The sequence below is a fragment of the Dactylosporangium siamense genome (assembly GCF_016862795.1).
GTDB classification, from domain to species: Bacteria; Actinomycetota; Actinomycetes; order Mycobacteriales; family Micromonosporaceae; genus Dactylosporangium; species Dactylosporangium siamense.
The window spans coordinates 1-26884 of the sequence record NZ_BONQ01000003.1; the positions used below are offsets into that span (position 1 = coordinate 1).

Sequence of the window (26884 nt, forward strand, 5' to 3'; positions counted from 1 at the left end):
CCCGACGACTTCGATCACGACCGTCGGGCACCCGCTCCTCACCACCACCCGCCACCCGACCCACGCCCCCCGCTCCCCGTGATCCAAGGAGCGCAGCGGCCGCGTCCACGACCGCCCAACGACTTCGATCACGAGGCCCGGGCCCGATCGTCACCCCTTGAGCAGCGTCACGGCCGCCGGGCACACGCTGCCCACCAGCGGGCCAGGAGGCGACGGACCAGCCGGGCGGCAGTCGCCACAGCAGGATCGCCGACGCGGTCAGGGCGGCCGTGGCCAGCAGGGTCAGCTGTCGCAGCGGCGACCACGCGAAGTGGAAGGTCAGCGCCGACAGGGCCAGCAGCACCCCCGTCATCACGGCGAACGTGACCGCGTCCGTGCCCACCCGCCCGCGCACCCGGTGCAGGCCCACGGCGAGCTGGAGCAGGCCGAGCGCCGCAGACCACAGCAGCGCGGCGGCGACCACCCGCCCGCGGTCCGCGACGGTCGCGGCGGCGAACGCGACGGCGGCGGCGATGACCGGCACGGCGGCGACCCGCAGCACGACCCGGACGACGGCGCTGCCGAGCCGCCGGGCCCGGGGCACCAGCTTGAGGGCGGCCTTCTCACCGCTGGCGGCGACGAACACCGTCCACGCCGACACCCCGACGGCACCGGCGTAGTCGGCGAAGCGGGCCGCGCCCCACGGCACGGCGAGCGCGAGCGGCGTGAGCTGGATGGTCGCCCGGAACGCCCCGCGGCCGGCGAACAGGGCCAGCATCATCCGGCCGCCGGGCGCCGCGGTGCGCGGCTCAGCTCCCGGCGCGAGCAGCGTCATGACGGGCCGACGAGGAGTCCGCCGAGGGGCCCGGCCGGGACGGCCTGCGGGCGGGCCAGCACAGCACCGCCAGGGCGAGGGCGAGGTGCACGGCGATGAACACGTACGCCTCGGTGCGGCTGGCGACGTGGCCGAGCCGGACCGTCATGTGGTCGGCCCAGTCCCACCGCTGCGGCACCGGCTGCCCGCGCCACAGCCAGAACGACAGGTCCTCCAGCCCGGACAGCATGACGAGGATGCTCGCGTAGCTGATCCGCCGCACCGTGGCCGCGGGCGAGCCACCGAGCCGCTGATGCAGCGCGAACGCCAGGATGAGCAGCGGCGCGAGGATCCGCACCAGGGCGTAGAAGCCGTCGAAGTCCGCCGCGATGACCCGGTCGAACATGCGCGGGACGAAACCGCAGAACACCGCCGTGAACGTGACGACCCCGATCACCTCCGGCAGCCGCCAGCGGCGCAGCCACTGCGGGTCGAGCGCGGCGATCGTCTCCGCGGCGAGGACGAACGGCACCAGGTACGCCAGGAACAACCACAACGAGTCCAGTTGTCTGCCGCTCGGGGCGAGGGCGACCAGGAGCACCCCGGAGACCAGGGTGGCCAGGACGAGGGTGAAGAAGCGTTTCACGGGCGCACCTCGAAGCGGATGGTCGACAGCAGCCGGTCGGCCGCCCGCCGCAGCTGCGCGGGGGTGTCGGCGGCCAGCAGGGCGTAGCCGAGCTTGCTGGTCAGGTCGATCGTGGACGTGACGGGGCGGCCGGGCTCGGTGAGCAGCACGACGCGCACCACCTCGGGCCGGGCACGGGCCTCCTCGACGCCGTGGACCGCGGTGAGGATGCCGGTGTCGGTGGCGTTGAGCAGCTGCACCATGACCGGTCGCGGCACGGCCGGGGGCGGCATCGGGGGCAGCGGCGCGCCGACCGCGACGCTGATCGACGCCTCGATCGGGTCGATGCCGTAGCAGTGCCGGGCGAGCTCGCCGAGGGGGTCGCCGCCGGTGCGGGCGCCCATCTCGATGAGGCGCGGCCGGCCGCCGGTGTCCACGACGAGGTCGAGGTTGAGCGGTCCGCGGCGGTACCCGAGCCGGGCGCAGAGCGCGTCGACGGCGGCCACGAGCTCGTCGTGGACCCCGCCGGCAACCGCGGCGGGCAGCACGTGTGCGGTGGTGGTCGCCTGCGGGGGCGGGGTGAGGTGGCGTTCGGTGAGCGCCATGAACACGACCCGCCCGTCGTCGATGACGCATTCACAGCCGCAGTGCTGACCCCGCACCTCCTCCTCGATGACGATGCCGGCGCCGTAGGAGTGTTCCAGCGCCGCCTCGATCGCCGCGTCCACTGTGGACTCGTCAGGGCAGCGGGTGACGCCGCGGCTGCTCTGCGCGTCGGCGGGCTTGACGACGAGCGGGAAGCGCAGGCCGGCGGCGCGCCAGTTCGGGCCGTCGATCCAGCGGTACCCGGGCAGCCCGAGCTCGTCGCAGACCGCGCGGAACCGCCGCTTGTCCACCGACGCCTCGACCGTCTGCTCGGTCAGCCCGCACGGCAGGCCGAACCGTTCGGTCAGCGTGAGCTGTGTCGGCAGCGCGATGTCGCTGCTGGGGGCGAGGATCCCGGCGACGTCGCTGCGTCCGCGCAGGATCCCGGTCAGGGCGGACACGTCGCGGGTGCTGACGGGCAGCAGCTCGTCGGCGAGGGCGACGGCCGGGGCGGTGTCCCGCAGGTCGACGGCGACGGTGCGGTAGCCCAGCGCCCGGGCGGTGCGGTAGGTGGCCATCGCACCGTCGGCGGCGCCGAGGATGAGCAGGCTCTTCATGCGGCGTCCTCACGCTGTGCGGGGATCAGCAGCGCCGTTCCGGCGCCGGGGAACAGCTCGTCGGCGGGGTCGACCCGGATCGACGCCTCACGGATGTAGAACATGGCCGGGCGCGGCTGCGCGTCGGCGACGAGCACCGTGTACCGCAGCAGCACCGCACCCCCGCCCAGCGCGAAGCACTGCGCGAGCAGCCCACCACCGAGGGCGGCCGCGACGCCGAGCCAGCCGGCGAACGCGGCGACGGCCAGGCCGGCGGTCGCGAGGGCGGCGAGCAGGAGCAGGATCGCGACCCAGTGCACGGCGCGGCGGGAGAACGCCACGTAGAGCTCCAACGCGTGGCCGATGAGCCGGCCGAGCCGGAACTTCGACGTGCCACGGGTGCGTGGCCGGTGCTCGACCGGCACGGTGGCGATCCTCGAGGTGAGCAGCGGGACGGTGGCCAGGAAGTACGGCGTGCCGAGCCGCAGCTCGACGACCCGCCGGGCGAGCTCGGTGCGCAGCACCCGGAACGTGGTCGCGCCAGCCGGGATCCGGATGCGCAGCCGGCGGCCGAGCCAGTGGTACCCGGCCGCGCCCCACCTGCGGTGCCACGGGTCGTGGCGGGCGCGGCGGACCCCGAACACGGCGTCGTAGCCTTCGAGCGCGCGCTCCACCAGGTGGTGCACCTCGGCGGGCGGAAACTGCAGGTCCGCGTCGAGGTGCACGAGCCAGGGCTTCCGGGCGTACTTGTACCCGGCCGAGAACGCCGCCTCGAACCCGAAGTTGCGGCTGAACGACAGGTACTGGACCCGCGGGTCCGTGGCGGCGAGCCGCCGGATCTCGGCGAGGGTGTCGTCGGCGCTGCCGTCGTCGACGAAGAGGAGCTCCAGGTCGTAGTCGCCGAGCGCGGCCACGATCTCGGCGTGGGTCTGCGCGACGCTGTCCGCCTCGTCGTAGCAGGGCACGACGGCGGTGAGGCCCAACCGGTGCATGCGGTGCCTCAGCGGGTGGCGAGCGCGAGGGGTGCGGTCCAGTGCTCGCCCTGGGTGGCGATGAACCAGTCCACGGTGCGCTCCAGGCCGGTCTCGAGCGACACCAGGCCGGCGGGGTCGATCCCGATGGCACGCAGCGTGGAGGCGTCGGCGCTGACGACGGCGCCGGGCTGCTCGCCGGGGCGCATCGGCAGGTCCACGATCTCCGCCCGCGGGTAGCCCTTGCGCTCGCACAGGTCGATGACGATCTCGGCGGTGTGGCGGATGGTGCTCGACGCGACCGGCCCGCACTCCACCACGTGGTCCAGCACGGTGCCGGCCTCGGCGGCCTCGAAGGCGGCGACGAGCGCCTTGGCGACGTCACCGACCCACACCATGTCGGAGACCTGGTGGCCGCCGCCGTAGAGCTCGACGGGCATCCCGCACAGCGCGCGGCAGATCACCGCGGGCGTGATCTTGCGGACCTTGCCGGGCCCGAACGGCGCGGCGGCGAGCTGCCGCGGCCCGTACGCGTTGACGGCGCGCACGGTGTTGACCCGGCTGCCACGGTCGGCGTTGAACATCGACACGAACCGCTCGACGGCGGTCTTGGAGATGGAGTAGCTGTTGTTCATCCAGTGGTTGCCGACCCCGATGTAGACGCCCGGCAGCTGGTACTGCGTGACCGCCTCGAGGAAGTTGAGCCCGCCGACGAGGTTCGTCTCGGCGGCCGGGCGCGGGTTGAGGATCGTCTCCTGGGTGCCGAGCACGGCGGCGAGGTGGATGATGCCGTCGCAGTGCGCGGCGAGCTCGACCATGGCGGTCGCGTCGCGGATGTCGCCGAGCATCACCTCTCGCTCGGGCGTCGCGTCCGGCCCGCGCCGGCCGTGCGCGTGGTGGTCGAACACCAGCACCTCATGCCCTCTGGATTCGATCTCCTCGCAGACATACCGCCCGATAAAACCGTTGCCCCCGGTCACGCCGATCTTCATTGGTTGTTTCCTTTCGCTGGAGCGGATCCTCGCCCAAAGCCGGTTTTCAGGCAGGCCCGTGCCCAGGACGGTGATCCAAGGAGAAGCCCAGCTGAACAGCACAAACACGGCGTGATCTCATCCTCACACGCCGGTCGCAATCTACCTTCCACGCGCCATTGATCACAGTCCGAACGCAAAAATTTATTGACTCTGTCGTATGTGAGGCATCGTTTTGCCGACGTTGTCCGCCATCCACCGGAATTTACGCGAAGCGATGCGGTTTGGGCCCGACCGTTGGACGCCGTTGGACAGCCGGTGGGGGCCGGCGGCACCCGATCGGACGTCGCCGGGACCGGCGTCCGGCTGCCAGGCTGCTGAGAACCCTGGCAAGTCCCTGGCAAACGCTCCGACCGGCGGGCAGGCGGTCGACGTTGACCCCGTCGGGCCGAACGGCGGCCCGGCAGCACGGCACCACGGATGGAGCACACGTGACCTCGATCAGCGGCATCAGCGGCATCTCCGGCTCGTTCGCCACCGCCCAGACGCAGTTGCGCCCCCCGCCGCCCAGGGACGGCAAGGACCCGATGGCCGCCGTCTCCAAGGCGCTCGGCCTGTCCGGCGACGAGCTCAAGACCAAGCTGGACGGCGGCCAGAGCCTGACGGAGGTCGCCGAGGAGCAGGGCGTCTCGCACGAGGACCTGATCGCCGCGATCAAGGCCGGCAAGCCCAGCGACACCCCCGCCGCCGTCTCACGCGCCGCCACCTCGGCGGAGGAGGACGGCGACGCGGCCGCCGAGCAGATCGCCGCGCAGAAGGGCCGGCCTGGCCCGCCGCCCGGCGGACCCCGCGGCGGCGCCGCCGGCCTGTCGGACGACACCAAACTGCAACAGCTCAGCACCCTGCTGGAGACCGACAGCGAGTCCCTGCGCGGCAGCAGCGCCACCGACGTCGTGAAGCGCCTGCAGGACAAGGGCATCGACCTGTCCCGGCTACGCTCGGTCCTCAACAGCGGCGACCTGGTCGACTACGCCGCCTGAGGCTCGCGGGGGGACACATGGCAGGCGCATCCGCCGGCGTGGTCGAGACGGCCACGCCGGCGCCCGTCACCGACCTGGCCCCGGTGACCGTCGCCGGCGCGGCGCGGTGGCTGCTGCTGCTCGGCGACGGCGGGATCGGCCGGTGGGACGTCGCGTCCGGCTCCTTCGAGCAGGTCGCCGCGTCGTCGGTACCGGCGGAAAACGGCGAAACCGGGTCCGATGAGCGTCCGCCCCGGCCCCGGCTGCACGCGAGCGCCGACGGGCGGTTCGCCGCCGTCGTCACCGACTACGGCCGCCACGGCCAGGTGCTCGACCTGCGCACCGGCGAGGTGACCATGACCCTGGACAACGCCTACGGGGAGGAATGGACGGTCCCGTTCGCGCTGGCGTTCCTGTCGCACGCCGGGCGCACGGTGATGGTGCACCGCACGGAATGGAACCGCCTCGACGTGTCGGACCCGGCCACCGGCGAGCTGCTGACCCCTCGCGATCTCACCGGGCACCACCTGGACTACTTCCACGGCGCCCTGCACGTCAGCCCGGACGGCGAGCGGATCCTGGACGACGGCTGGGTCTGGCACCCGTTCGGCGCGCCCACGGTGTGGAGCGTGCCGCGGTGGCTCACGCACAACGTGTGGGAGTCCGAGGACGCGGCGCTGCCGACCTGCGACCGCGACTACTACTGGGACTGCGCGATGACCTGGATCGACGGGACCCGGCTCGCGATCGGGGGCCTCGGCAACCACGTCGACGCGATCCTGCCCGGTGCCCGCGTCTTCGAGGTCTCCGGCGCGGCCGCCGTGGAGGTCGCCACGATCCCCGGTCCGGCCGGCCGCTTCTTCAGCGACGGCGGCTCGCTGTTCAGCACCGACGCCGGCGGGCTGCACCGCTGGGACCCGGCCGGCGGGGAGCGGCTCGGCACGGTGCCCGGCATCACGCCGACGCATCACCACCGAGCCGGCGGAGTGTTTCTGGAGCTGCGCGGCGACACCGTGCTGACCTGGGCACAGGCTGTGACAACGACTTAATTGGAGACTTACTTTAACTATTAGGGTTCTTTACCTTGTGGTGCCGTCATCGATGGCTGATGATGCGAGGGGAGCGGATCCGCCCGTCCCCTCCCGCCTACCGAAGGACCCCTCGTGCTCACGAAGCTCCCCTTGAGCGCGCGACGCCTCGTGCTCGCCGCGCTCGCCCTGGTGACCGCACTGGGGATAGGCCTGGTCATCAGGCCCACCCTGGCTCTGGCCGCCCCGTTCAAGGTGCTCGCCTTCTACAACGGCACCTGGGACGCGGCGCACATCGACTTCGACAAGGAGGCCCGGGAGTGGTTCCCGACGGCCGCCGCGCAGAACGGCTTCACCTGGGAGGCGACCACCGACTGGAGCCGGCTCAACACCGGCAGCCTGGCGCAGTACAAGGTCATCATGTTCCTGGACGACGCGCCGCCGTCGGGGCAGCGGGCCGCGTTCCAGCAGTACATGAACAACGGCGGCGCCTGGATGGGCTTCCACGTCAGCGCGTTCACCACGGATCCCAACTCGTGGAGCTGGTACTACAACACGTTCCTGGGCTCGGGCGCGTTCCGGACCAACACCTGGGGGCCGACCGCGGTGACGCTGAAGGTCGAGGACCGGGCGCACCCGTCGACGGTACGGCTACCGGCGACGTTCCGCTCCGCGGTCAGCGAGTGGTACTCGTGGAGCAACGACCTGCGGCAGAACCCGGCCATCGACATCCTCGCCTCGGTCGACGCGAGCAGCTTCCCGGTCGGCACCGACCCCAACCAGTCGTGGTACAGCGGCTACTACCCGATCCTGTGGACGAACCGTAACTACAAGATGCTGTACGCCAACTTCGGCCACAACGGCATGAACTACTCGACCAACACCCGCACGTCGTCCACGTTCGCCAGCGCCGACCAGAACAAGTGGCTGATCGACGGCATCCTGTGGCTGGCCGGCGCCTCGACCACCCCGCCGACGTCCCAGCCGCCCTCGTCGCCGCCCGCGTCGTCGGGGCCGATCTCGCCGACGGCGTGGTACAGCGTCATCAACAAGAACTCCTCGAAGTGCGTCGACGCGCGGGCCGCCGGCACCACCAACGGCACGGCCATCCAGCAGTACACGTGCAACGCCAGCAACGCGCAGCAGTACCAGTTCCAGCCGACCAGTGGCGGGTTCGTGCGGATCAACAACCGCGGCAACAGCGCGCAGGCCCTCGACATCACCAACGTGTCGAGCGCCGACAACGCGCCGATCCAGACCTGGACCTACGGCGGCGGCACCAACCAGCAGTGGCAGCCGGTGTCCGAGGGCGGTGGCTGGTATCACTTCGTCAGCCGCCTGTCCGGCAAGTGCCTCGACGTGCCGGCCGCGTCCACCGCCAACAGCGTGCAGCTGGTCCAGTACGCCTGCAACGGCACGGCGGCGCAGTCGTTCCGCCTGGCGCAGCAACCGTGAAAGTTTCGGCCTCCGCAGACCGATTGCCGCATTGACGGCTGGTGATGCGTTGCCCGACCTGGGGCCCGGGGCTACGGTTCCGCCGTCCCGGGTCGGGCACATTCTCGTTGCGCGACCCGCCTTTCGCACAGCGAGGAGCGGATCGTGCGCTACTTCGAACACCGGCGGCGGGTCGTCGCCACGCTCGCGGTCGGGGCGGCGGTCGTCGCCGTCGCCGCGGTCGGCGTGACGGTCGCGTCGGCGGCGGCATCCGGCTGCCGCGTCACGTACACCGTGACCAACTCGTGGCAGGGCGGCTTCGGCGCGAACGTCGACGTGACGAACCTCGGCGATCCCGTCAACGGCTGGACCCTGGCGTGGACATTCCCGGCCGGGCAGACCGTCACCCAGGCGTGGAACGCGACAGTCACCACCAGCGGCGGGCAGACCCGGGCCACGGACGCCGGCTACAACGCGCCGATCGCCACGGGCGCCACGGTGTCGTTCGGGTTCAACGGATCGTGGACCGGCTCGAACCCGTCTCCGACATCGTTTACGCTCAACGGCGTCGCGTGTACCGGTGCCGCGTCTTCTCCTTCGCCTTCTGCTTCTGCTTCTGCTTCTGCTTCTTCTTCGGCGCCGCCCCCGCCTTCGGGCAGTGCCAAGCAGATGGAGGATCTCGACCGCGGCCTCATCTCCGTGCGGTCGGGCAGCGGCAACCTCGTCTCGTGGCGCCTGCTCGGCACCGAGGCCCTGGCGACGCCGTTCGCCGTCTATCGCGGCACCACCCGGATCGCGACCGTTACCAACTCCACGAACTACCTCGATTCCGGTGCCGCCGCGGATGCGTCCTACACGGTGCGCGCCGTCGTCGGTGGTGCTGAGCAGGCCGCGTCCGGGGCGTCGCTGCGGTTCGCGTCCGGGTATCTGGACGTCCCGATCTCCTCGCCCGGCTCCGGCTACACGGCCAACGACGCCTCCGTCGGCGACCTCGACGGTGACGGGCGCTACGAGCTCGTCCTGAAATGGGATCCCGCCGACGCCAAGGACAACTCGCAGTCGGGGGTGACCGGCGTGGTGTACGTGGACGCCTACCGCCTCGACGGGCAGCGGCTGTGGCGGATCAATCTCGGCCGGAACATCCGCGCCGGGGCGCATTACACGCAGTTCCAGGTGTACGACTACGACGGCGACGGGCGCGCCGAGGTGGCCATGAAGACCGCGGACGCCACCGTCGACGGCACGGGACGCGTCATCGGCAGCGCCTCCGCCGACTACCGCAACAGCTCCGGCTACGTGCTCAGCGGGCCCGAGTACCTCACCATGTTCAACGGCCTCACCGGCGCCGCGATGTCCACAGTGGACTACGTGCCGCCGCGGGGCACGGTGTCGTCGTGGGGCGACAGCTACGGCAACCGGGTCGACCGGTTCCTGGCCGGCACCGCATACCTGGACGGGCAGCGGCCCAGCCTGGTCATGGCCCGCGGGTACTACACCCGGTCGGTCATCGTCGCCTGGGACTTCCGCAACGGTTCGCTGACCCGGCGCTGGACGTTCGACAGCAGCAGCTCCGGCAACAGCGCCTACGCCGGGCAGGGCAACCACCAGCTCTCCGTCGCCGACGTCGATCTCGACGGACGCGACGAAATCGTTTACGGGTCCATGGCCGTCGACGACAACGGCGCCCGCCTGTGGAACACCGGCAACGGCCACGGCGACGCCATGCACGTCGGCGACCTCGACCCGTCCCGCCCCGGCCTGGAGGAGTTCAAGGTCGACGAGGACGGCAGCAAGCCGTCGTCGTGGATGGCCGACGCCCGCACCGGGCAGGTCCTGTGGACCACCCCCGCCAACGGCGACAACGGCCGCGGCGTGTCCGGCGACATCTGGGCCGGCAGCGCCGGCGCCGAGTCGTGGTCCTCGGCCGCCGACGGCGTGCGCAACCCCCGCGGCACCGTCGTGTCCTCGCGCAAGCCCGGCTCGACGAACTTCCTGGCCTGGTGGGACGGCGACACGACCCGGGAGCTCCTGGACGGCACCCACGTCGACAAGTACGGCACCTCCGGCGACACCCGCCTGCTGACCGCCGCCGGCGTGCACTCCAACAACAGCACGAAGGCCACGCCGTCGCTGTCCGGCGACATCCTCGGCGACTGGCGCGAGGAGGTCGTCTGGCCGACGTCGGACAACACCGCGCTGCGCATCTACAGCACCCCCGACCCGACGTCGACCCGGCTGTTCACGCTGATGCACGACCCGCAGTACCGGTGCGCGATCGCGTGGCAGAACACCGCCTACAACCAGCCGCCGCACCCGTCGTACTTCATCGGCAGCGGCATGTCGACCCCACCGGCGCCGCTGATCTACGTCCGGTAGGTCCCCGTTTGCCGGTTCTTTGCCCCGTCTTTGGGGGACTCGGAACTGTCATACGGGGGCGGTAGGTTGTTGCGCATGAGCGTTGGTGTCACCCGCAGGGTGGACCGCTGCCTGCTCGTCGGCGACGTGCCGATGTTGCCGGTGGTGCCCGACGGGTGGCTGGCCGTGCTGGTCGACCCGGACCTCGAGGTGACCGCCGACGACCTCGCCGAGCCGGTGCGGGCCGGTCTCGGCGGCGACAGTTCCGGCGGGGCCGGGGGCTCCGAGGGCTCCGGGCTCGGCGGCGACAGTGTCCTGCTGCTCGCCGCCGGGCCGCTCGGTGCGGAGCTCGCCGCCGTGCTTGACCGGCCCGTCGTCGCGCCGGACGGGCCGGTCGTGCAGACCCCAGGCGGCGTCCTGGTCACCACCGACATCGCCGGCGGCTGGTGGCGGCACCGCCCCGGCCGCGCACCGGAGCCCCTCGGCCCGCGCTGGCCCTCCCCCGACTGGCAGGCCCTCGTGCCTCCGGCGCCCTCGTGGCCGACCGCGGTCATCGCCCAGCCGGTGCCCGCCGGGTGGCTGCTCTCCCCCGGCCCGGTCGGCGCCGCGGCCGCCTATGACGGGGTCGAGTTCGCCGTCGCCGTCGACCCCGAGCGCCCCCGCCTCCTGCTCGACCCGACCCTCACCGCCGACCTGCTCGCCCAGGCCATGACCGCCCTGCCCACCAGGGTCCGCCGCGTCGCCGACCTCGTCCCGCTCGGCGCCGGCCAGGGCGCGGGCCGGTTCCTGGCCTTTTCGGCGGCCCGCCTGCTCGGCGAGCCGGTCCACCTGGTCAACGGGGTGCCGCTGCATCCACCCGCCGGGCCGATCACGGTGTTCGCCCTCGACGCACACCGCCGCCCGGTCTGGGCCGAGCCGGCCTGGCTGCTGCGGGTCACGCCCGACGGGGCCGAGGAGGTCGTCGCGTCCTCGCCGCCGCATGCGTCGCTGCGACCGCTGGACCCGGCCACGTATGCGATGGACCTGGGCTGGCAGGTGCGGTTGAGCGGGGGTGGCATCCACGCGTTCCCGGGCCCGCCGCCACCACCGGCGAAGGGCCGGGCGTCGCTGCCCGACCCGCTCGGCAAGGGCCGGTCGTTGTCGTTCACCGTCACGGCGCCGGGGGCGCTCGTTCTGGACACCTCCCCCGACGACGGCCCGCCTGGCTCCGGAGGGTCCGGCCCTGCCGCGGCGGGTGACGCCGCCGTGGCGGGCAGTGGCACCTCAGCCGGCGCCGCTCCATTGGACGGCGGCCTTGCCTCCCCTGGCTCCGTGGGCTCCCTTGCCTCCACGGGCTCCGCGAGCTCCATGGGCCCTGCGGGCTCGCCTGGCTCCGCGGGCCCCGTGGGCCCCACGGGCTCCCCTGGCTCTGCGGGCTCCCTTGCCTCCACGGGCTCCGCGAGCTCCATGGGCTCGGCGGGCTCCCCTGGCTCCGCGGGCCCCGTGGGCTCTGCCGGCTCCGCGGGCGTTGGTGTTCCGGACGGTCGCGCCGGGGTCTACCGGGTCGTCGTCGGCAGTCGTGACGAGACGATCGACGACCTGGTGTGGCCGCCGCTATCAGCGATGTTCACCGCGCTCCTGACCGACATCCCCGCCGCGGTCGACCTGGTCGTCGAGGGCAAGTCGTCCACGTGGGGCGAGGCGGCGGAGCGGGAGCTCGCCGAGCGGCACCCGGGCAACGGCGTGACCAGCGGGCAGGCCCGTGAGTTCCAGCGCTGCGACCTGCTGCCCGTGCGGCTCGCGCCGGCACCGGCGGACCCGCCCGCAGTGGTCCGGCACGCCCGCAACGGGCTGGCGCTGCTGGCCGCCGCGGCGGTGGTCGTCCTGCTGCTCGCCGTCGCCGGGGCGGTCGCGTTCTGGCCACGCGGGGGCGACGGCGCCGACCTCGCCGGCGGGAGCGAGCCCCGGACCGCGACCGTCCCCGGCACCGCACCCGGCTCGACGGCCGGATCGGCGGCGATCTCGAGCGGCAGCGCCTCGCCGAGGCCCAGCGTGTCGGCGTCGCCGCGGCCGGGCGCGTCCACGCAGGCACCGGCCTCCACCAGCCCCGGTGCCCCATCGACGGTGGCGAGCAACCCGCCGCTGCCCCTCGACACCGCCACCAACGTCGCCGCGGGCCGGGTTACCTCGGAGAGCAGCCACACTGAGGCGTACCGGTCGGATCGGGTCACCGACGGTGATCCCTTGAGCTACTGGGAGAGCCGCAACAACGCGTTGCCGCAGTGGGTCCAGGTCGACCTGGGCGGGCCGGTCGCGGTGCGCCGCATCGTCCTGCGCCTGCCCCCGTCGTCGGAGTGGCCGGCGAGGACCCAGACGGTGACGGTGCTCGGCAGCCTCGACGGCTCCACGTTCTCGACCATCGCGGGCGGCTCGTGCCGCTTCGACGCCGGCAACGGCCAGCGCGCCACGCTCGGTGTCAGCTCCGGCGAGCAGCGATATGTCCGCATCCTCATCTCGTCGAACTCGATCCAACCGGCCGGGCAACTGTCATCCGTCGAGGTCTACCGCGGCTGACCCGATCGACGGTCCGCGGCGCATCCCGTTCCGGACGGGCACCGCGTATCGCCCGCAAGCGATCTCGTGCGCGTTCGACCTCAGCACCGAGCCCGTGGGGCCGTCTGATGCCTGCTGTCTCCCGTCGTCGGCCGCAGGTGTTCGGTGGGGTCGCCCGGCTGCTGGTGGTCGTGACCGTCGTTGTGATCGTGCCGCGCGCATCGTCGCCGGACGGGCCGGTGAGGTCGTCGGCGCGTACATCGAGGCGGTGCGGGACAGGTCATGCTGAACGCTCACCGCGCCGGTGGCAGTTCGAGCGACAAGCTGTTCACGCTCGAGCACGCCGGCGGCGGCTGGTCGATCCGCGACTTCGCGTGACGCCGTGGGGCGCCGGGACGCGCACGCGCTCGTAGAGTTGCGGGTGTGCGGATCCGGATCGAGGGCAGCGACCTGCCGGGGCGGCGGGCCGGGGCGGAGGCCGACGCGCTGCGGCTCGGTGGCGTCCACGTCGGTGTCCAGCGTAAGGCCGAGGTGGTCGACCGGGTGGCGGCCGACGCGGCGCAGGTGGCGTGGGAGTTCGAGGTGACCAGCCGCGAGATCGACGGGCTGCTCGACGTCGGCGGGCCGTGGGTGCACGGCCGCCCCGGCGCGAGGTTCCTCTACCTCAGCTGGGGCGCGGTGACCGGCGACGAGTTCGCGATGTTCCGCCGGGCGAAGCTGATGTTCGGCGACATCCCGACGGAGCTCCTGCGCGCCGCTCACGAGGCCGCCGGCCAGAAGCTCGTCGGGCGGCTCGGGCTGACCGACGCGGCGGGCGGGCCGGTGTGCGCACGGGTCCGGCCGCCCGCCATCACCTGGACCCTGGAGTAGTGCTCACCAAAGCGGCGATCGAGCCCGGAGCACGCAGGAACAGCGCCCAAAGGCAGCGATCGAGCCGGAGCATCCAGGAGCAGGGCCCAAAGGCAGCGATCGACTCCGGGGCGCCCTGGAGCAGGACTCACCGAGAGCGACGATCAAGTCCGGAGCGCCCTGGAGCACAGCTCACAGAGCGGCGATCGACTCCGGGGCGCGCTCGCGCCGGGCGAGGGCGCGGATCACCGGTAGTGGGCCGTGCCGCCACGTCGCGAGCCGGCCGAGCAGCTCGACCGTGGCGTCGGCCGCGGCGGGGGACGGTGCCGGGGTCGGCAGGTCCAGGCTGACCGCCAGGTCGTCGGTGTGCACGACCAGCTCCAGGACCCGGGTGAGCAGGAAGTCGTCGACCTGGAGCCCCCAGTCGCCGAGGTCGACGACGCGGTCCTCGGACTGTGCCGGCACGGTGCTGCGCAGTTCGGCCAGCGCCGCGTCGACCTCGGCGGCGAGGTCGGCGGGAGTGGTCTGACCAGCGGCGGACTCACCCCGTTCGAGGATGCCCCGATTATCCGAGCTGTCCACGCCGGAGGTGACCCAGCCCGCGCCGGTGAAGTGGTCCAGGACCGGGATCGCGGTGCCGCCGGGCGGGGCGGACAGCAGCATGAGGGTGCGGGTCACCTGGTTGGCGAGGTGGCGGGCGAGCCCGCCGACCGTGAAGCCGGGCAGCGCGCTCGGTGCGGACCACGAGGCGGCTACGGCGGGGTCGCGCACCAGCGTCGCCGCGGTCGCCGAGGAATCGAGGAAGGCGTTTCGGATCACCCGACGACAGTAGCCGCACAGCGTGAGGCCCAGGGGGCCGTCAGCACCCCCTGGGCCTCATTCATCCGCTGGTAAGCGTCCCGCCCGGACCACGTACCAGGGAAACCACCGGAAACTCAGCGGGACCGGCCGGCTCGGCGCTTGGCCCAGACGTCGAAGGCGACCGCGGCCAGCAGGACCAGGCCCTTGACGAGCATGACGCGTTCGCTGGGTGAGCCGATCAGTGACATGCCGTTGTTGATGACGGCCATGATGAGGCCGCCGGTGATGGCGCCGACGACCTTGCCGACGCCGCCCTGGACGGCGGCGCCGCCGATGAAGGCGGCCGCGATCGCGTCGAGTTCGAAGGCGTTGCCGGCGGTGGGGCCGGCCTGGTTGAGGCGGCCGGCGAAGATGATGCCGGCGACCGAGGCGAGCAGGCCCATGTTCACGAAGATCCAGAACGTGACCGACTTGACCTTCACGCCCGAGAGTCCCGCGGCCTGCAGGTTGCCGCCGACGGCGTAGATGTGCCGGCCGAAGACGGTGCGCTGGGAGATCAGGGTGTACGTGAGCACGAGCGCTGCCAGCAGCACCAGCACCCAGGGCAGGTTCTTGAACCTGGCCAGCTGGACGACGATGAACATCAGCACGACGGACGCGCCGGCGATCTTCAAACCGAAGACCAGAGGCGTGTCGACCGCCTGGCCGTAGCCGATGCGGGCGCGGCGGGCCCGCCACTGCACGGCCACGATGCCGGCGACGGCGGCGAGGCCGACGAGCAGGGTGAAGAGGTCGGCGCCACCGAGGACGCCGAGGCCGATGTTCTTCAGGAACCCGGGCGTGAAGCCGTTGGCGAGGGTCCGCACGTCGTCGGGGAACGGGCCGATGCCCTGGTTGCCCAGGACCGTCATGGTGAGTGCCCGGAAGACGAGCATGCCGGCGAGGGTGACGATGAACGCGGGGATGCCGAAGTACGCGATCCAGAAGCCCTGCCACGCGCCGATCAGCGCGCCCACGACCAGGGTCGCGAGGATGGCGAGGGGCCACGGCACGTCCAGGTTGACCATGAGGACCGCGGCGACGGCGCCGGTGACGGCGACGACGGAGCCCGCGGACAGGTCGATGTGCCCGGCGATGATGATCAGGATCATGCCGATGGCGAGGATCAGGATGTATGAGTTCTGCACGACGATGTTCGAGATGTTCTGCGGTTCCAGCAGCGAGCCGGACGTCAGGATCTCGAACAGGACCACGATCGCGGCGAACGCGATGTAGATCCCGCTCTGGCGCAGGTTGACCGAGAACCGGGTCGGCGCCGTGACCGCGGTCTCCGGGTCGGCCTCCACGATGGTCGTCATGAGCGTTCCTTCAAGCTGGTCATGAGCTGCATGAGCCGCTCGGGGGTCGCGTCGGCGCGGGACAGCTCGCCGGTGACCCGGCCCGCCGACAGGGCGTAGATGCGGTCGCAGATGCCGAGCAGTTCCGGCAGCTCGGAGGAGATGACGAGGATCGCCTTGCCCTCGTCGGCGAGCCGGTTGATGATCGTGTAGATCTCGTACTTGGCGCCGATGTCGATGCCGCGGGTCGGCTCGTCCAGGATCAGCACGTCAGGGTTCGTGAAGATCCATTTGGCGAGGACGACCTTCTGCTGGTTGCCGCCGCTGAGGGTGCCGGTGACCGCGCCGACGCCGGGTGCCTTGATGTTGAGGCTGTGCCGGTACTCCTCGGCGACCTGGAACTCTCGGTTGTCGTCGACCCAGCCGCCCTTTGCCAGAAGGGACAGCGCGGCTCCGGAGACGTTGCGCTGGATGTCCTCGATGAGGTTCAGGCCGTAGCGTTTACGGTCCTCGGTGGCGTACGCGATACCGTGCGCGATCGCGTCGCCGACGGTGCGCAGCTGCACCGGGACACCGTCCTTGTACACCTGGCCGGTGATGCCGGTGCCGTAGCTGCGGCCGAAGACGCTCATCGCCAGCTCGGTGCGCCCGGCGCCCATGAGCCCGGCGAGACCGACGATCTCGCCGCGCCGCACGGACAGGTTCGCCCGGTCGACGATCGTCCGCCCGTGCTGGGTCGGGCTGTGCACGGTCCAGTCCTCGATCCGCAACGCCTCTTCGCCGACAACAGAGGTGTGCGGCGGGAAGCGGTGCGACAGGTCCCGGCCGACCATGCCGGAGATGATCCGGTCCTCGGACACGTCCTTGCCCCGCATGTCGAGGGTCTCGATGGTGCGGCCGTCCCGCAGGATCGTGGTGGTGTCGGCGACCGCCTCGATCTCGTTGAGCTTGTGCGAGATGATCACGCAGGTGATGCCGCGCTCGCGGAACTCCAGCAGCAGGTCCAGCAGGTGCCGGGAGTCCGACTCGTTGAGCGCCGCGGTCGGCTCGTCGAGGATGAGCAGCCGCACCTCCTTCGACAGCGCCTTGGCGATCTCGACGAGCTGCTGCTTGCCGACGCCGAGGTCCATCGCCGGGGTGACCGGGTTGTCCCGCAGGCCGACCCGGCGCAGGAGCGCGCCGGCTTCGGCGTTGGTGCGGTTCCAGTCGATCAGGCCCCGGTGGACCCGCTCGTTGCCGAGGAAGATGTTCTCCGCGATCGACATGTGCGGGATGAGCGCCAGCTCCTGGTGGATGATGACGATCCCGCGCCGCTCGCTGTCGCGGATCCCGCCGAAATGGCAGGGCTCCCCGTCGAACTCGATCTCACCGCTGTAGGAGCCGTGCGGGTACACCCCGGACAGCACCTTCATGAGGGTCGACTTCCCGGCGCCGTTCTCGCCGCAGATCGCGTGGATCTCCCCGCGGCGCACCTCGAGGTTCACATCCTGCAGCGCGGCAACGCCGGGAAACGTCTTGGTGATGCCGCGCATCCGCAGAATTACATCAGAGGACATCGTTACTTGACGTCGTTCTCGGTGTAGTAGCCCGAGTCGATGAGGACCGACTTGTAGTTGGTCTTGTAGACGATCACCGGCTCGAGCAGGTAGGACGGGACGACCTTGTTGCCGTTGTCGTAGTCCTTGGTGTTGTTGGTCTCGGGCTTGCCGCCCTTGAGCACCGCGTCGGACATCTTGACGGTGACGTCGGCGAGCTTGCGGGTGTCCTTGTAGATCGTCGCGTACTGCTCGCCGGCGATGATCGACTTGACCGACGCCTTCTCCGCGTCCTGGCCGGTCACGATCGGGTACGCCTGGCCGGCCGTGCCGTAGCCGCTGCTCTTCAGCGCGGACAGGATGCCGATCGACAGGCCGTCGTACGGCGACAGCACACCCTGGACCTTGGTGCCGCCGACGTAGGTCTTGGTGATGATGTCCTCCATGCGCTTCTGCGCCGTGGCGGGGTCCCACCGCAGGATCGCCACGGTCTTGAAGTCGACCTGGCCGGACTTCACGACGAGCGTGCCCTTGTCGATGTACGGCTTGAGCGTCGCCATCGCACCGTTGAAGAAGAACGTGGCGTTGTTGTCGTCCGGCGAACCGGCGAACAGCTCGATGTTGAACGGTCCGGTGGCGGTGCCGTCGGAGCCGTCCTCCTTCTTCAGGCCGAGGCCGACCAGCAGCGACGTGGCCTGCTGCACACCGACCTTGTAGTTGTCGAAGGTGGCGTAGTAGTCGACGTTGGGCGAGTTGCGGATCAGCCGGTCGTAGGCGATGACCGGGATCTTCTTGTCCGCCGCCTGCTGCAGCTGTGTGGTGATCGCGGTGCCGTCGATCGAGGCGACGATGAGCAGCTTCGCGCCCTTGGTGATCTGGTTCTCGATCTGGTTCACCTGCGTCGGGATGTCGTTCTCCGCGTACTGCAGGTCGACCTTGTAGCCGAGCTTCTCCAGGGCCGCCTTGACGTTGTTGCCGTCGGCGATCCACCGCTCCGAAGACTTGGTCGGCATGGTCACGCCGATGAGGCTGCCCGCCCCGGCGGCCTGCCCGGCCTCCTTGTCGGCGGTCTTCTCGGCGTCACCGCACGCGGTGACGCTCAGCGCCAAGGCCAGGCCGAGGCCGGCGACCAGTGCTCTGGGGAACTTCATGGGATGTCCTCCACCTGTTACGCAGGGTGCAGCGACCGCCGACGGCACCTGTGAGCGCTATCAACGGTCCTGGACAGAAATCTGTGGGCGTCTTGGTCTTGAACGACTTGAAAGCACGACAACGTTTCAAGCCGGTGGCGGGGGTGTTGCTCGGGACAGTGTTAACGCTCACAAATGGAGGTGTCAAGACGGCGCCACATCACGAAATGGCACGATGGTGGCCATGCGCCTGATCGCCGGCACCACCGGCCCGGGATCCGCCGACCGTCCCGACGCGGTGTCCGTCGCCGGTCGGACCCTGTCCTCCGAGGCCCTGCTGGGCGCGTCACTCGCCGTCGCCGATGAGGTGCACGGCGCGACGGTCGTCGCGGTGGACGCGACCCCGACCCTCGAAACGGTGGTGGCGGTGCTCGGCGGCCTGCTCGCCGGCGCCGCGGTCGTGCCCGTGCCCGCCGACGCCGGCCCCGCCGAACGCGAGCACATCCTGCGCGACTCCGGCGCCCACCATACGTTGACCGACGTCGACGTCACCCGCCGCTCATCGAGCAGCTACCCCGTGCCGGCCCCGGACGACGCGGCGCTCATCATGTACACCTCCGGCACGACCGGCGCGCCCAAGGGCGTCGTCCACACGCACGCGTCCCTCGAGGCCGGGGTCGACGCGGTCGCCGAGGCGTGGGACTGGACCCCGGACGACCGGCTGGTGCACGGGCTGCCACTGTTCCACGTGCACGGCCTCGTGCTCGGGGTGCTGGGGGCGACCAGAGCCGGCTCGCCGCTCGTACACACGGGAAAACCGCAACCGGAGCGCTATGCGGCCGCCGGTGGGACCCTCTACTTCGGCGTGCCGACCGTGTGGTCCCGGGTGTGCGCGCAGCCCGCCGCGGCCCGTGCCCTGACCCGCGCCCGGCTCCTCGTGTCCGGCAGCGCCGCACTGCCCGTGCCGGTGTTCGAGCGGCTGCACGCGCTGACCGGGCACCGGCCCGTCGAGCGCTACGGGATGACCGAAACCCTGATCACGATCAGCAGCCGCGCCGACGGCCCGCGCCGCGCCGGCCATGTCGGCTTCCCCGTGCGCGGCGTGCAGACCCGCGTCGACGCCGAGGACGGCGCGATCGGTGAGCTCTCGGTGCGCGGTCCGATGCTGCTGCGGCGGTACGTCCATCAGCCCGCCGATCTCGTCGACGGCTGGTTCCGCACCGGCGACATCGCCCGCAAGGACCCCGACGGCTGGCACCGCATCGTCGGGCGGGCCTCCACCGACCTCATCAAGTCCGGTGGCTACCGCATCGGCGCCGGCGAGGTCGAGGACGCGCTCCTGGCGCATCCGGCGGTGCGGGAGGCGGCCGTGATCGGCACCCCGCACGCGGACCTCGGTGAGGCAGTGACCGCATACGTCGTCGTGTCCACCACCGTCGGTGACGGTGAGCTCGCGGATTTCGTCGCCCGCCACCTTTCGATCCACAAGCGTCCCCGGATCGTGCACCTGGTCGAGGCGCTACCGCGCAACGCCATGGGCAAGGTGCAGAAGAAGCGCCTCGGTGGTCCTATGCTCTGAGTGCCGGGCCCCGGACGCGGGCCGGTTCGATGGCTGGTGGTGGTCGTGGTGGAGACAGGCAGAATTCTGCGGTTCGACGAGGTGCGTGGTTACGGGTTCATCGCACCCAACGCGGGCGGCGAGGACGTGTTCGTCCACGCCAACGATTTCGGTGAGCAGCGGCACCTCGTGCATCCCGGCATGCGGGTCGAATACGAGGTCGAGGAGGGCGAGCGCGGGCTGAAGGTCGCCACCGTGCGCATCCTGGACGCCCCGGCCCGCCGCGAGCACACCCGGCCGGTCCGGCCCGTCCATGACCCGGACGACGACGCGGAGCCCGGCGACGACGACGGCCTCTGCGACGTGCTGAGCAGCCGCGAGTTCTCCGCCGAGGTGACCGAGCTGCTCATCCAGCACGTCCCGTCACTGACCGGCAGCCAGATCGCGCAGGCCCGGCAGCACCTGGTGAGCTTCGCACGCACGCACGGATGGGTGGAGAGCTGAGTTGAAGGTCCTGTTCATCGGCGGCAGCGGCATCATCAGCTCCGCCTGCACCGCCCTGGCCGTGCGGCGCGGCATCGACCTGCACGTGCTCAACCGCGGCGAGAGCACCACCCGCCCGCTCCCGCCCGAGGTCACCGTCCTGCGCGGCGACATCCGCGACCCGGCGTCGGCGCGGGCCGCCCTCGCCGGTCACACGTTCGACGCCGTCGTGGACTGGGTCGCCTTCACCCCCTCGCACGTGCTGGCTGACATCGAGCTGTTCCGCGGCCGCACCGGGCAGTACGTGTTCATCAGCTCCGCGTCGGCGTACCAGACCCCACCGGCCCGGCTGCCCGTCGTCGAGTCCTCGCCGCTGCGCAACCCGTTCTGGCAGTACAGCCGCGACAAGATCGCCTGTGAGGACCTCCTCGTGCAGGTGTACCGCGACAAGGGTTTCCCGGCCACGATCGTGCGCCCCTCGCACACCTACGACCGCACCCTCACGCCGTTCGACGGCGGCTGGACGGCCTGCGCGCGCCTGCGCCAGGGCCGCGAGGTCGTCATCCACGGCGACGGCACGTCCCTGTGGACCCTCACCCACCACGAGGACTTCGCCAAGGGTTTCGTGCCGCTGCTCGGCCACCCCCGCGCCATCGGCGACGTCTTCCAGATCACCAGCGACGACGTCCTGACGTGGAACCAGATCGCCGAGCACATGGCGGCGGCGTTGGGGGTGCCGGCGAAGCTCGTGCACGTGCCCTCCGACGCGATCGCCGCCGCCGATCCGGAATGGGGAGCCGGCCTGCTCGGCGACAAGGCCCACTCGATGGTCTTCGACAACAGCAAGCTGCGCGCCCTGGTCCCCGACTACGTCGCCACGATCCCGTTCCACGCGGGGGCGCGGGAGATCGTCGCCTGGTTCGACGAGGACCCGGCCCGCCAGATCATCGACGAACGCCTCGACAAGGTGATGGACGACCTGGTCGCCCGCTACCGCGTCTGAACCCTCGTCCGCACCGCACGACGCCGCGTTGCGGGCGCGGCGAGGGGCACCGCCATCAACTCGGCATTGCGGGCGGAGGTCGGGTCACCACACGACACTGCGTTACGGGCGGGGCGGGGGTCGGGTCACCGCCATCGGCTCAGCATTGCGGGCGGAGGTCGGGTCACCACACGACACTGCGTTACGGGCGGGGCGAGGATCGGGTCACCGCCATCGGCTCAGCGTTGGAGGCGGGGCGGGGTCACCGCACGACGCGGCGTTGCGGGCGAGGCGGGGTCATCACCATCGGTTCCAGGACGATCGCGACCCTGGCACCGCGCAGCGGGCCGCGCTCCACGACGAGCCGGCCCCCGGCGGTCTCCGCGACCCGGCGGACGATGTCCAGCCCGAGCCCGGTGGAGCCGGCGCCGCTGGAGCCGCGGCGCAGCGCCCTGGCCGGATCGGCGATGCCCGGCCCCGCGTCGTCGACGGTGAGCCCGCGCGGGGAGACCTGCACCTCGAAGCCGGTGCCCTCCGGGGTGTGCTGGAAGACGTTGCCGAGCATGCAGTCCACCGCGGACACCAGGTCGGACTCGGCGACCGGCACCCACACCGGCTCCTGACCGCCGACGACCCGCCATGGACGCTGCTGGTCCTCGGCGAGCACCGACCAGAACGCGAGCCGGTCCGCGACGACCTCGACCAGGTCGGTGCTCTCCGGCACCCGGTCCGCCGCCGAGCGCCGCGCGGTCGTGATGATCTGCTCGATCTCGTCGTCGAGGGCGTCGAACGCCTGCCGCATCCGCTCCCCGATCGGGCCGGGCGGCATCGCGTCGGCGTCCAGGCGGAGCGCGGTCAGCGGGGTGCGCAACCGGTGCGACAGGTCCGCGGCGAGCTCGCGTTCGGCGTCGGCGAAGGCGACCATCTGGTCCGCCATCCGGTTGAAGCTGCGCGCCGCGTCCCGCAGCTCCGGCGGGCCGTCCGGCTCGACCCGGGCGTGCAGGTCGCCGTCGCCGAACGCCCGCGCCCCCTCCGCCAGCTGCTTCGTCGACTTCACGATCTGCGCGCCGAGCCGGTCCGCGACCAGCGTCGAGCCGCCGATGAGGACGACCGCGAGCCCGACCAGGGCCAGCCACGCCGCGCCGACGCCACGGCTGAGGTCGGCGTCGGAGACGTACACCTCCACGACCGCGCTCCGGTCGCCGTCCAGGACCACGGTCTGCAGGTATGCCAGCCCGCCGGGCGCGTCCACGGTCAGCGACCGGCCCTGCGCGGCGGCCCGGTCGACCTCCGCCGCCGGGGCATGGCTGGTGCCGACCGTGGGCTCGCCCACAAGGTGCACGGCAAGGCGGCCGCTCTGCCCTGCCGGTACCGTGGCAACCGCGCGATCCAAGGCGCCGGATCCGTTGCCGGAGGCGGATGCGAGGGCGGCCACCATCGCGTCGGCCTGGTAACGCGCCTCGGCGAGGGCCCGGTCGTGCGCGATCTCCTTGGTGACATACGCGAGGGGGACCAGGAACGCCAGCGCGATCATCGAGGTGATCGCGAACGACAGGCGCATCAGCGCGTTCCTCATGGCTGCGCGGGCGCCTGTTCCGGGTCCACGAGCATGACCCCGACCCCGCGGAACGTGCGCAGATACCGCGGCGCGGTGGCGCTCTCCCCCAGCTTGCGCCGCAGCCACGACACGTGCACGTCGATCGTCTGGTCCTCGCCGGAGCTGTCCGGCCGCTGCCACACCTCGGTCAGCAGTTCCCGCCGGCTCACCACCCGCCCAGCCCGCTGCGCCAGGTACGCCAGCAGATCGAACTCCTTCTTCGTCAGCTGCAACGGCTGCCCTTGTATCGACGCGAAGCGCTGCTGCGGGTTGACGTGCAGTGCACCGATCGTCACCCCGGCCGGCACCGCGGCGGGCCCCGGGGTGCCCTGCCCGCGACGCAGGACCGCGTTGATCCGAGCCGACATCTGCGCGCTGGAGAACGGCTTCGTCACGTAGTCGTCGGCACCCGCGTCCAGCAGCCGGATGATGTCCCGCTCCGAGCGCCGGGCGGTGGCCACGATGACCGGCGCGTTGGAGATGCCGCGCAGCATCCGCAGCACGTCCAGACCGTCCATGTCGGGCAGCCCCAGATCGAGAATGACCAGGTCCGGCGGGTCGGTCGCGATGACCCGCAGGGCGGATCCGGCGTTGCCGACCGGACGCACGACATGGCCGGCGTCGGTCAACGCCCGGGAAAGGGCGCCGGAGACGGCGACGTCGTCCTCGACGAGCAGGATCAGCGGCATGGCAACACCGTAACGCCGGGTTTGACGCTGACAACGGTGCGGGTGAGAAGATCTGCCGGTGCGGGTCAGACGAGCGGCGGTGCCGGTGCTGCTGTGGTGCCTGGCGACCGCGGCGAGCATCGCCGTGGCGTCACTGGCGCTGCGCCCCGTGCTGCACACGGCCGTGCCGTCGGACTCGCTGCCGGTGCCCGCCGCCGAGGCCCGCGGCCCGGGCGACCTCATCCCACAGCCCCCGGCCCCCTCGTTCACTTCCCCTGCCACCTCCACCACTTCCCCCGCCGCCACTTCAGCCGCGCCACGCACCTCCGCCCCACCCCCCACCGCCAAGGCCACCACGGCCGCCCCGGCCCGCGTCGTGGACGGCTGGACGGTGACAACGGATGGCGATGGCGTGGACACGTACCTGCGCTCGTTCCGCTCCGAGGGCGGCGACGCGGTCATCCGCATCCACGCCGCCGTCGTCTCCCTCGTCACCGCCACCGCTCGCAGCGGCTACTCCGTGTCCCGGGCCCAGACCGAGCCAACCCGCCTGGTCGTGCAGTTCATCTCCGACGGCGGCAACGCCGCCTACCTCGTAGACGCCATGTGGTGGCAAGAATCCCCCCACGGCACCGTGACCCGCATCGGCACATAGCCCCTGATCGCGTGGCCCATACGACGAGATCCGCTCCCACAACGACCCGCCACGTTCTCACCACCCGCGACACTGACTCCATCCAGACAGCACCCCTTCGGACATCTCACGCCATGCTCCGGGCCGGCAGGCGCACACCGCGTTCCGAGCCGGCAGGCTCACACCGCGTTCCGAGCCGGCAGGCTCACACCGCACGGAGGCTCACGTTGCGTCCGGGGCAGCTCACATCGCGTGCGGGGGCGAACCGTGCCCTGTCCCAGCGGACCGCACGCACTGGACCGGCTATATCGTGCCGGGCGGATCACGTCGCCTCCGGCGTGACCGGTGCCCTGCCCCAGCAGACCGCACGCACCGGACCGGGCCACGTCATGCCGGGCGGAACACACCGCGTCCGGCGACACCGGTGTCCTGCCTCAGCAGACCGCACGCACCGGACCGGGCCACGTCGTGGCGGGGCGGAACGCACCGCGTCAGGGCGGATCAGGTCGTGCCAGCACGAGCGCGGCCATGCCCTGTCCTCGCGGACCACGCGTGCCGGTCGGGCCACCTCCAAGTCCCGGCAGACCACCGGATGTCCGGGCGGCCCACGTCGGATTCGGGCAAGGGCGCTGCGCTTGGCGGCTTGAGAAGCATCCGACGCCACGTCCAGCCCGACGCCACGGTGCCAGTTGTCGCCACACTGCGGACACTCGGCGCATCACATCCGGTTCGCCGACGCAGTGGCGGGCCGGCGCACACGGAGCCCCGACGTCGTGACGACACGATCGCCGTTGGTGCACAGGAGGGGTCGGACCTCGGTCAACCACCCGCCCTGCCGCGTGAACAACACCTGGAGTAATCCGTCCAGACGCAACGTGTCCACCGCCGCACGGACGCGACGGTGTCATGAACGGGGCTCAGGTCAAGGTGGACGCGACCCGAGGCGCGCCAAGCAACGGCCGCCCGCCATGTCGTGATGGCCGACCCTGCTCAGATGGCCCAGACGGCGCTGGAAACGATCCCGGTGCGGAAGGCGCCACCGTTCGGTGCCTGGGACGGTGGCCGTCCGCCGCACAGGCCACGGCGGGAACGATGTCGCCACGTCCGACGACGGCGAAACGGCGCAACTGCCGGTCCCGCACCTCGCCAGAGCGGCCCGGTCCGATGCCTGCGGTTGGCGACATTGGGCCAGCCCTCGGCGCCGCCCCCAAGGTCTGAGAAACGTCCCCGCCCCCGCCGAAGCAAGTAGCGATGGCTGCGAGGGCGACGAAGGCGGCAACAGCGTTGGTGAAGACGGTGCCCGTGACGGCGGTGGCTTCGACGGCAACGGTGTCGACGGTGGTGGCGGCAGCAGCGACGGTGGCGGCAGTAGCGACGGCGGCGGCGGGCACGGCGACGGCGGCGGCGGGCACGGCGACGGCGGCGGCGGCGGTGGCGGCGGGGACGGCGGGGACGGCGGGGACGGGGACAGTAGCGGGGATCCCTGCATGGAAGCTGGCGGCGACGTCTGCGGCGGCGCCGGTCGCACCGAAGGCAACAGCGGCGACCGCGGCAACAGTGCCGACACAGCCGCGACCGACGGCGTGGATGGAGGCGGACGCCGCAACGGATGTGACGGTGGAGGCGGCTGCTGCGATGGAGGCAATTGCGATTGCAGCGGAGGTGAAGGCGGCGATGGAAGTGGCCCCTGCACCGAAACCGGCGACAACGTCCGCGACGGCGCTGGCCGCGCCGGGGACAGCAACGGCAACCGCAGCGGCGATGCCGACGGCACCGGCACGGCCACAGCTGATGCCGGAATCGGAACCGATGGCGATGGCGCTGGTGGTGGCACTGGTAGTGGTGGCGATGGCGGCGGTGGTGACGATGGCGGCGGCGGTGGTGGTGGTGGTGACGAAGGAGCGTGACCCGCTTGCCGGGGCGGAGTCCGAGCTGGTGTCGAAGCCAGCGGTGGAGCTGACGGCGCGGCGGGGCTCATCGTTGGTGCTGCAGCCGAGGGCGGAGTTGACGTCACAGGCGGAGGTGAGGTCGGCCGCGTTGCCGGAGTCGGCGCTGACGTCGCGTCCGGCGGCGCCTGCATCGTGGGCGGTGCAGTCCTCATCCGACGCTGCGGAGCAGGGCGCGACACGGCCGTGGAAGCAACAGCAGGGCGCGACACGGCCGTGGAAGCAAGAACAGGGCTCGGCACGGCCGTGGAAGCAAGAACAGGGCTCGGCACGGCCGTGGAAGCAACAACAGGGCTCGGCACGGCTGCGGAAGCAACAACAGGGCTCGGCACGGCTGCGGGAGCAAGAGCAGGGTTGGCTTTCGGCTGTGTCCGGGCCGCCTGGAGCCGGGCCAGTTTGGTCGCGTGGCGGGCGGCCAGGCCATGCCTGCGAGCCTCGGCGAACTCGGCCCTGAC

At 71.6% G+C, this 26884-nt stretch carries 22 protein-coding genes; 11 read left to right on the top strand and 11 right to left on the bottom strand.

Annotated features, from left to right (window positions below; translation table 11 throughout):
• The 5 genes from Dsi01nite_RS00340 to Dsi01nite_RS00360 form a co-directional block, all read right to left on the bottom strand.
• The coding region (locus Dsi01nite_RS00340) for a hypothetical protein (protein ID WP_203843918.1) at positions 1 to 814 on the bottom strand (814 nt) is incomplete at its 3' end.
• Positions 789 to 1439: a hypothetical protein gene (locus Dsi01nite_RS00345; RefSeq protein WP_203843919.1), complete on the bottom strand. Its 651-nt coding sequence runs from the start codon at positions 1437 to 1439 to the stop codon at positions 789 to 791. The genes Dsi01nite_RS00345 and Dsi01nite_RS00340, both read right to left, overlap by 26 nt.
• On the bottom strand, positions 1436 to 2620 hold the full coding sequence (locus Dsi01nite_RS00350) for an ATP-grasp domain-containing protein (RefSeq protein ID WP_203843920.1): 1185 nt from the start codon (positions 2618 to 2620) through the stop codon (positions 1436 to 1438). Before Dsi01nite_RS00350 ends, Dsi01nite_RS00345 begins: the two co-directional genes overlap by 4 nt.
• Positions 2617 to 3591 (bottom strand): glycosyltransferase family 2 protein, encoded by a 975-nt coding sequence (locus Dsi01nite_RS00355; RefSeq protein ID WP_203843921.1) that lies wholly within the window; start codon positions 3589 to 3591, stop codon positions 2617 to 2619. Before Dsi01nite_RS00355 ends, Dsi01nite_RS00350 begins: the two co-directional genes overlap by 4 nt.
• Positions 3592 to 3599: 8 nt before the next feature.
• Positions 3600 to 4562: an NAD-dependent epimerase/dehydratase family protein gene (locus Dsi01nite_RS00360; protein WP_203843922.1), complete on the bottom strand. Its 963-nt coding sequence runs from the start codon at positions 4560 to 4562 to the stop codon at positions 3600 to 3602.
• 470 nt (positions 4563 to 5032) lie between these two features.
• Between Dsi01nite_RS00360 and Dsi01nite_RS00365 the strand changes: the two genes are divergently transcribed.
• The 6 genes from Dsi01nite_RS00365 (at position 5033) to Dsi01nite_RS00390 (ending at position 13779) form a co-directional block, all read left to right on the top strand.
• Positions 5033 to 5581, top strand: coding sequence for a hypothetical protein (locus tag Dsi01nite_RS00365; protein ID WP_203843923.1), 549 nt, complete (start codon positions 5033 to 5035; stop codon positions 5579 to 5581).
• Between the two features lie 17 nt (positions 5582 to 5598).
• Complete coding sequence (locus tag Dsi01nite_RS00370; RefSeq protein WP_203843924.1) at positions 5599 to 6609, top strand: WD40 repeat domain-containing protein; 1011 nt, start codon at positions 5599 to 5601, stop codon at positions 6607 to 6609.
• 114 nt (positions 6610 to 6723) lie between these two features.
• Positions 6724 to 8043, top strand: coding sequence for a ThuA domain-containing protein (locus Dsi01nite_RS00375; RefSeq protein WP_239135577.1), 1320 nt, complete (start codon positions 6724 to 6726; stop codon positions 8041 to 8043).
• Between the two features lie 144 nt (positions 8044 to 8187).
• On the top strand, positions 8188 to 10398 hold the full coding sequence (locus Dsi01nite_RS00380; RefSeq protein WP_203843925.1) for a rhamnogalacturonan lyase family protein: 2211 nt from the start codon (positions 8188 to 8190) through the stop codon (positions 10396 to 10398).
• Positions 10399 to 10473: 75 nt separating this feature from the next.
• Positions 10474 to 12930 carry a discoidin domain-containing protein gene (locus Dsi01nite_RS00385; RefSeq protein WP_203843926.1) on the top strand — a complete coding sequence of 819 codons (2457 nt, stop codon included), beginning with the start codon at positions 10474 to 10476 and terminating at the stop codon, positions 12928 to 12930.
• 402 nt (positions 12931 to 13332) lie between these two features.
• The gene (locus tag Dsi01nite_RS00390; protein ID WP_203843927.1) at positions 13333 to 13779 is read left to right on the top strand and encodes a DUF5990 family protein; all 447 of its coding nucleotides are present in this window, start codon (positions 13333 to 13335) and stop codon (positions 13777 to 13779) included.
• Between the two features lie 171 nt (positions 13780 to 13950).
• Here Dsi01nite_RS00390 and Dsi01nite_RS00395 read toward each other — a convergent pair whose 3' ends face one another.
• The 4 genes from Dsi01nite_RS00395 to chvE form a co-directional block, all read right to left on the bottom strand.
• Complete coding sequence (locus Dsi01nite_RS00395; RefSeq protein WP_203843928.1) at positions 13951 to 14577, bottom strand: maleylpyruvate isomerase N-terminal domain-containing protein; 627 nt, start codon at positions 14575 to 14577, stop codon at positions 13951 to 13953.
• A gap of 116 nt (positions 14578 to 14693) precedes the next feature.
• Positions 14694 to 15917, bottom strand: a complete 1224-nt coding sequence (gene mmsB / locus Dsi01nite_RS00400) for a multiple monosaccharide ABC transporter permease (protein ID WP_203843929.1) — start codon at positions 15915 to 15917, stop codon at positions 14694 to 14696.
• Positions 15914 to 17428, bottom strand: coding sequence for a multiple monosaccharide ABC transporter ATP-binding protein (gene mmsA / locus Dsi01nite_RS00405; RefSeq protein WP_275423320.1), 1515 nt, complete (start codon positions 17426 to 17428; stop codon positions 15914 to 15916). Before mmsA ends, mmsB begins: the two co-directional genes overlap by 4 nt.
• Positions 17429 to 17454: 26 nt before the next feature.
• Positions 17455 to 18582, bottom strand: coding sequence for a multiple monosaccharide ABC transporter substrate-binding protein (gene chvE, locus Dsi01nite_RS00410; protein ID WP_203843931.1), 1128 nt, complete (start codon positions 18580 to 18582; stop codon positions 17455 to 17457).
• A gap of 223 nt (positions 18583 to 18805) precedes the next feature.
• On the opposite strand from chvE, the gene Dsi01nite_RS00415 reads away from it, so the two are divergent.
• From Dsi01nite_RS00415 to Dsi01nite_RS00425, 3 genes are read left to right on the top strand one after another with little or no spacing between them, the layout of a single operon-like run.
• Positions 18806 to 20140, top strand: coding sequence for an AMP-binding protein (locus tag Dsi01nite_RS00415; protein WP_203843932.1), 1335 nt, complete (start codon positions 18806 to 18808; stop codon positions 20138 to 20140).
• Between the two features lie 45 nt (positions 20141 to 20185).
• Entirely contained in the window at positions 20186 to 20623 is a 438-nt protein-coding gene (locus Dsi01nite_RS00420; protein ID WP_373318705.1) for a cold shock domain-containing protein, read from the top strand.
• Position 20624: 1 nt separating this feature from the next.
• A complete protein-coding gene (locus Dsi01nite_RS00425; RefSeq protein WP_203843934.1) occupies positions 20625 to 21605 on the top strand; it encodes an SDR family oxidoreductase in 981 nt (326 codons plus the stop codon).
• Between the two features lie 241 nt (positions 21606 to 21846).
• Here the strand turns inward: Dsi01nite_RS00425 and Dsi01nite_RS00430 are convergent, their stop codons facing one another.
• A complete protein-coding gene (locus Dsi01nite_RS00430) occupies positions 21847 to 23160 on the bottom strand; it encodes a HAMP domain-containing sensor histidine kinase (protein ID WP_203843935.1) in 1314 nt (437 codons plus the stop codon).
• Entirely contained in the window at positions 23157 to 23870 is a 714-nt protein-coding gene (locus Dsi01nite_RS00435; RefSeq protein WP_203843936.1) for a response regulator transcription factor, read from the bottom strand. Before Dsi01nite_RS00435 ends, Dsi01nite_RS00430 begins: the two co-directional genes overlap by 4 nt.
• 58 nt (positions 23871 to 23928) lie before the next feature.
• Here Dsi01nite_RS00435 and Dsi01nite_RS00440 point away from each other — a divergent pair, with 58 nt between their 5' ends.
• Entirely contained in the window at positions 23929 to 24504 is a 576-nt protein-coding gene (locus tag Dsi01nite_RS00440) for a DNA mismatch repair protein MutL (RefSeq protein WP_203843937.1), read from the top strand.
• A 1266-nt stretch (positions 24505 to 25770) separates the two neighbouring features.
• Positions 25771 to 26883, top strand: coding sequence for a hypothetical protein (locus Dsi01nite_RS00445; RefSeq protein WP_203843938.1), 1113 nt, complete (start codon positions 25771 to 25773; stop codon positions 26881 to 26883).
• The last annotated feature ends 1 nt before the right edge of the window (position 26884 follow it).

Bases quoted from the DNA above. Each gene is read 5' to 3' on its own strand.
- Dsi01nite_RS00350 (WP_203843920.1), bottom strand. From the start codon at position 2,620: ATGAAGAGCCTGCTCATCCTCGGCGCCGCCGACGGTGCGATGGCCACC.
- Dsi01nite_RS00355 (WP_203843921.1), bottom strand. From the start codon at position 3,591: ATGCACCGGTTGGGCCTCACCGCCGTCGTGCCCTGCTACGACGAGGCG.
- Dsi01nite_RS00360 (WP_203843922.1), bottom strand. From the start codon at position 4,562: ATGAAGATCGGCGTGACCGGGGGCAACGGTTTTATCGGGCGGTATGTC.
- Dsi01nite_RS00370 (WP_203843924.1), top strand. From the start codon at position 5,599: ATGGCAGGCGCATCCGCCGGCGTGGTCGAGACGGCCACGCCGGCGCCC.
- Dsi01nite_RS00385 (WP_203843926.1), top strand. From the start codon at position 10,474: ATGAGCGTTGGTGTCACCCGCAGGGTGGACCGCTGCCTGCTCGTCGGC.
- mmsB (WP_203843929.1), bottom strand. From the start codon at position 15,917: ATGACGACCATCGTGGAGGCCGACCCGGAGACCGCGGTCACGGCGCCG.
- mmsA (WP_275423320.1), bottom strand. From the start codon at position 17,428: ATGCGCGGCATCACCAAGACGTTTCCCGGCGTTGCCGCGCTGCAGGAT.
- chvE (WP_203843931.1), bottom strand. From the start codon at position 18,582: ATGAAGTTCCCCAGAGCACTGGTCGCCGGCCTCGGCCTGGCCTTGGCG.
- Dsi01nite_RS00415 (WP_203843932.1), top strand. From the start codon at position 18,806: ATGCGCCTGATCGCCGGCACCACCGGCCCGGGATCCGCCGACCGTCCC.
- Dsi01nite_RS00430 (WP_203843935.1), bottom strand. From the start codon at position 23,160: ATGAGGAACGCGCTGATGCGCCTGTCGTTCGCGATCACCTCGATGATC.
- Dsi01nite_RS00435 (WP_203843936.1), bottom strand. From the start codon at position 23,870: ATGCCGCTGATCCTGCTCGTCGAGGACGACGTCGCCGTCTCCGGCGCC.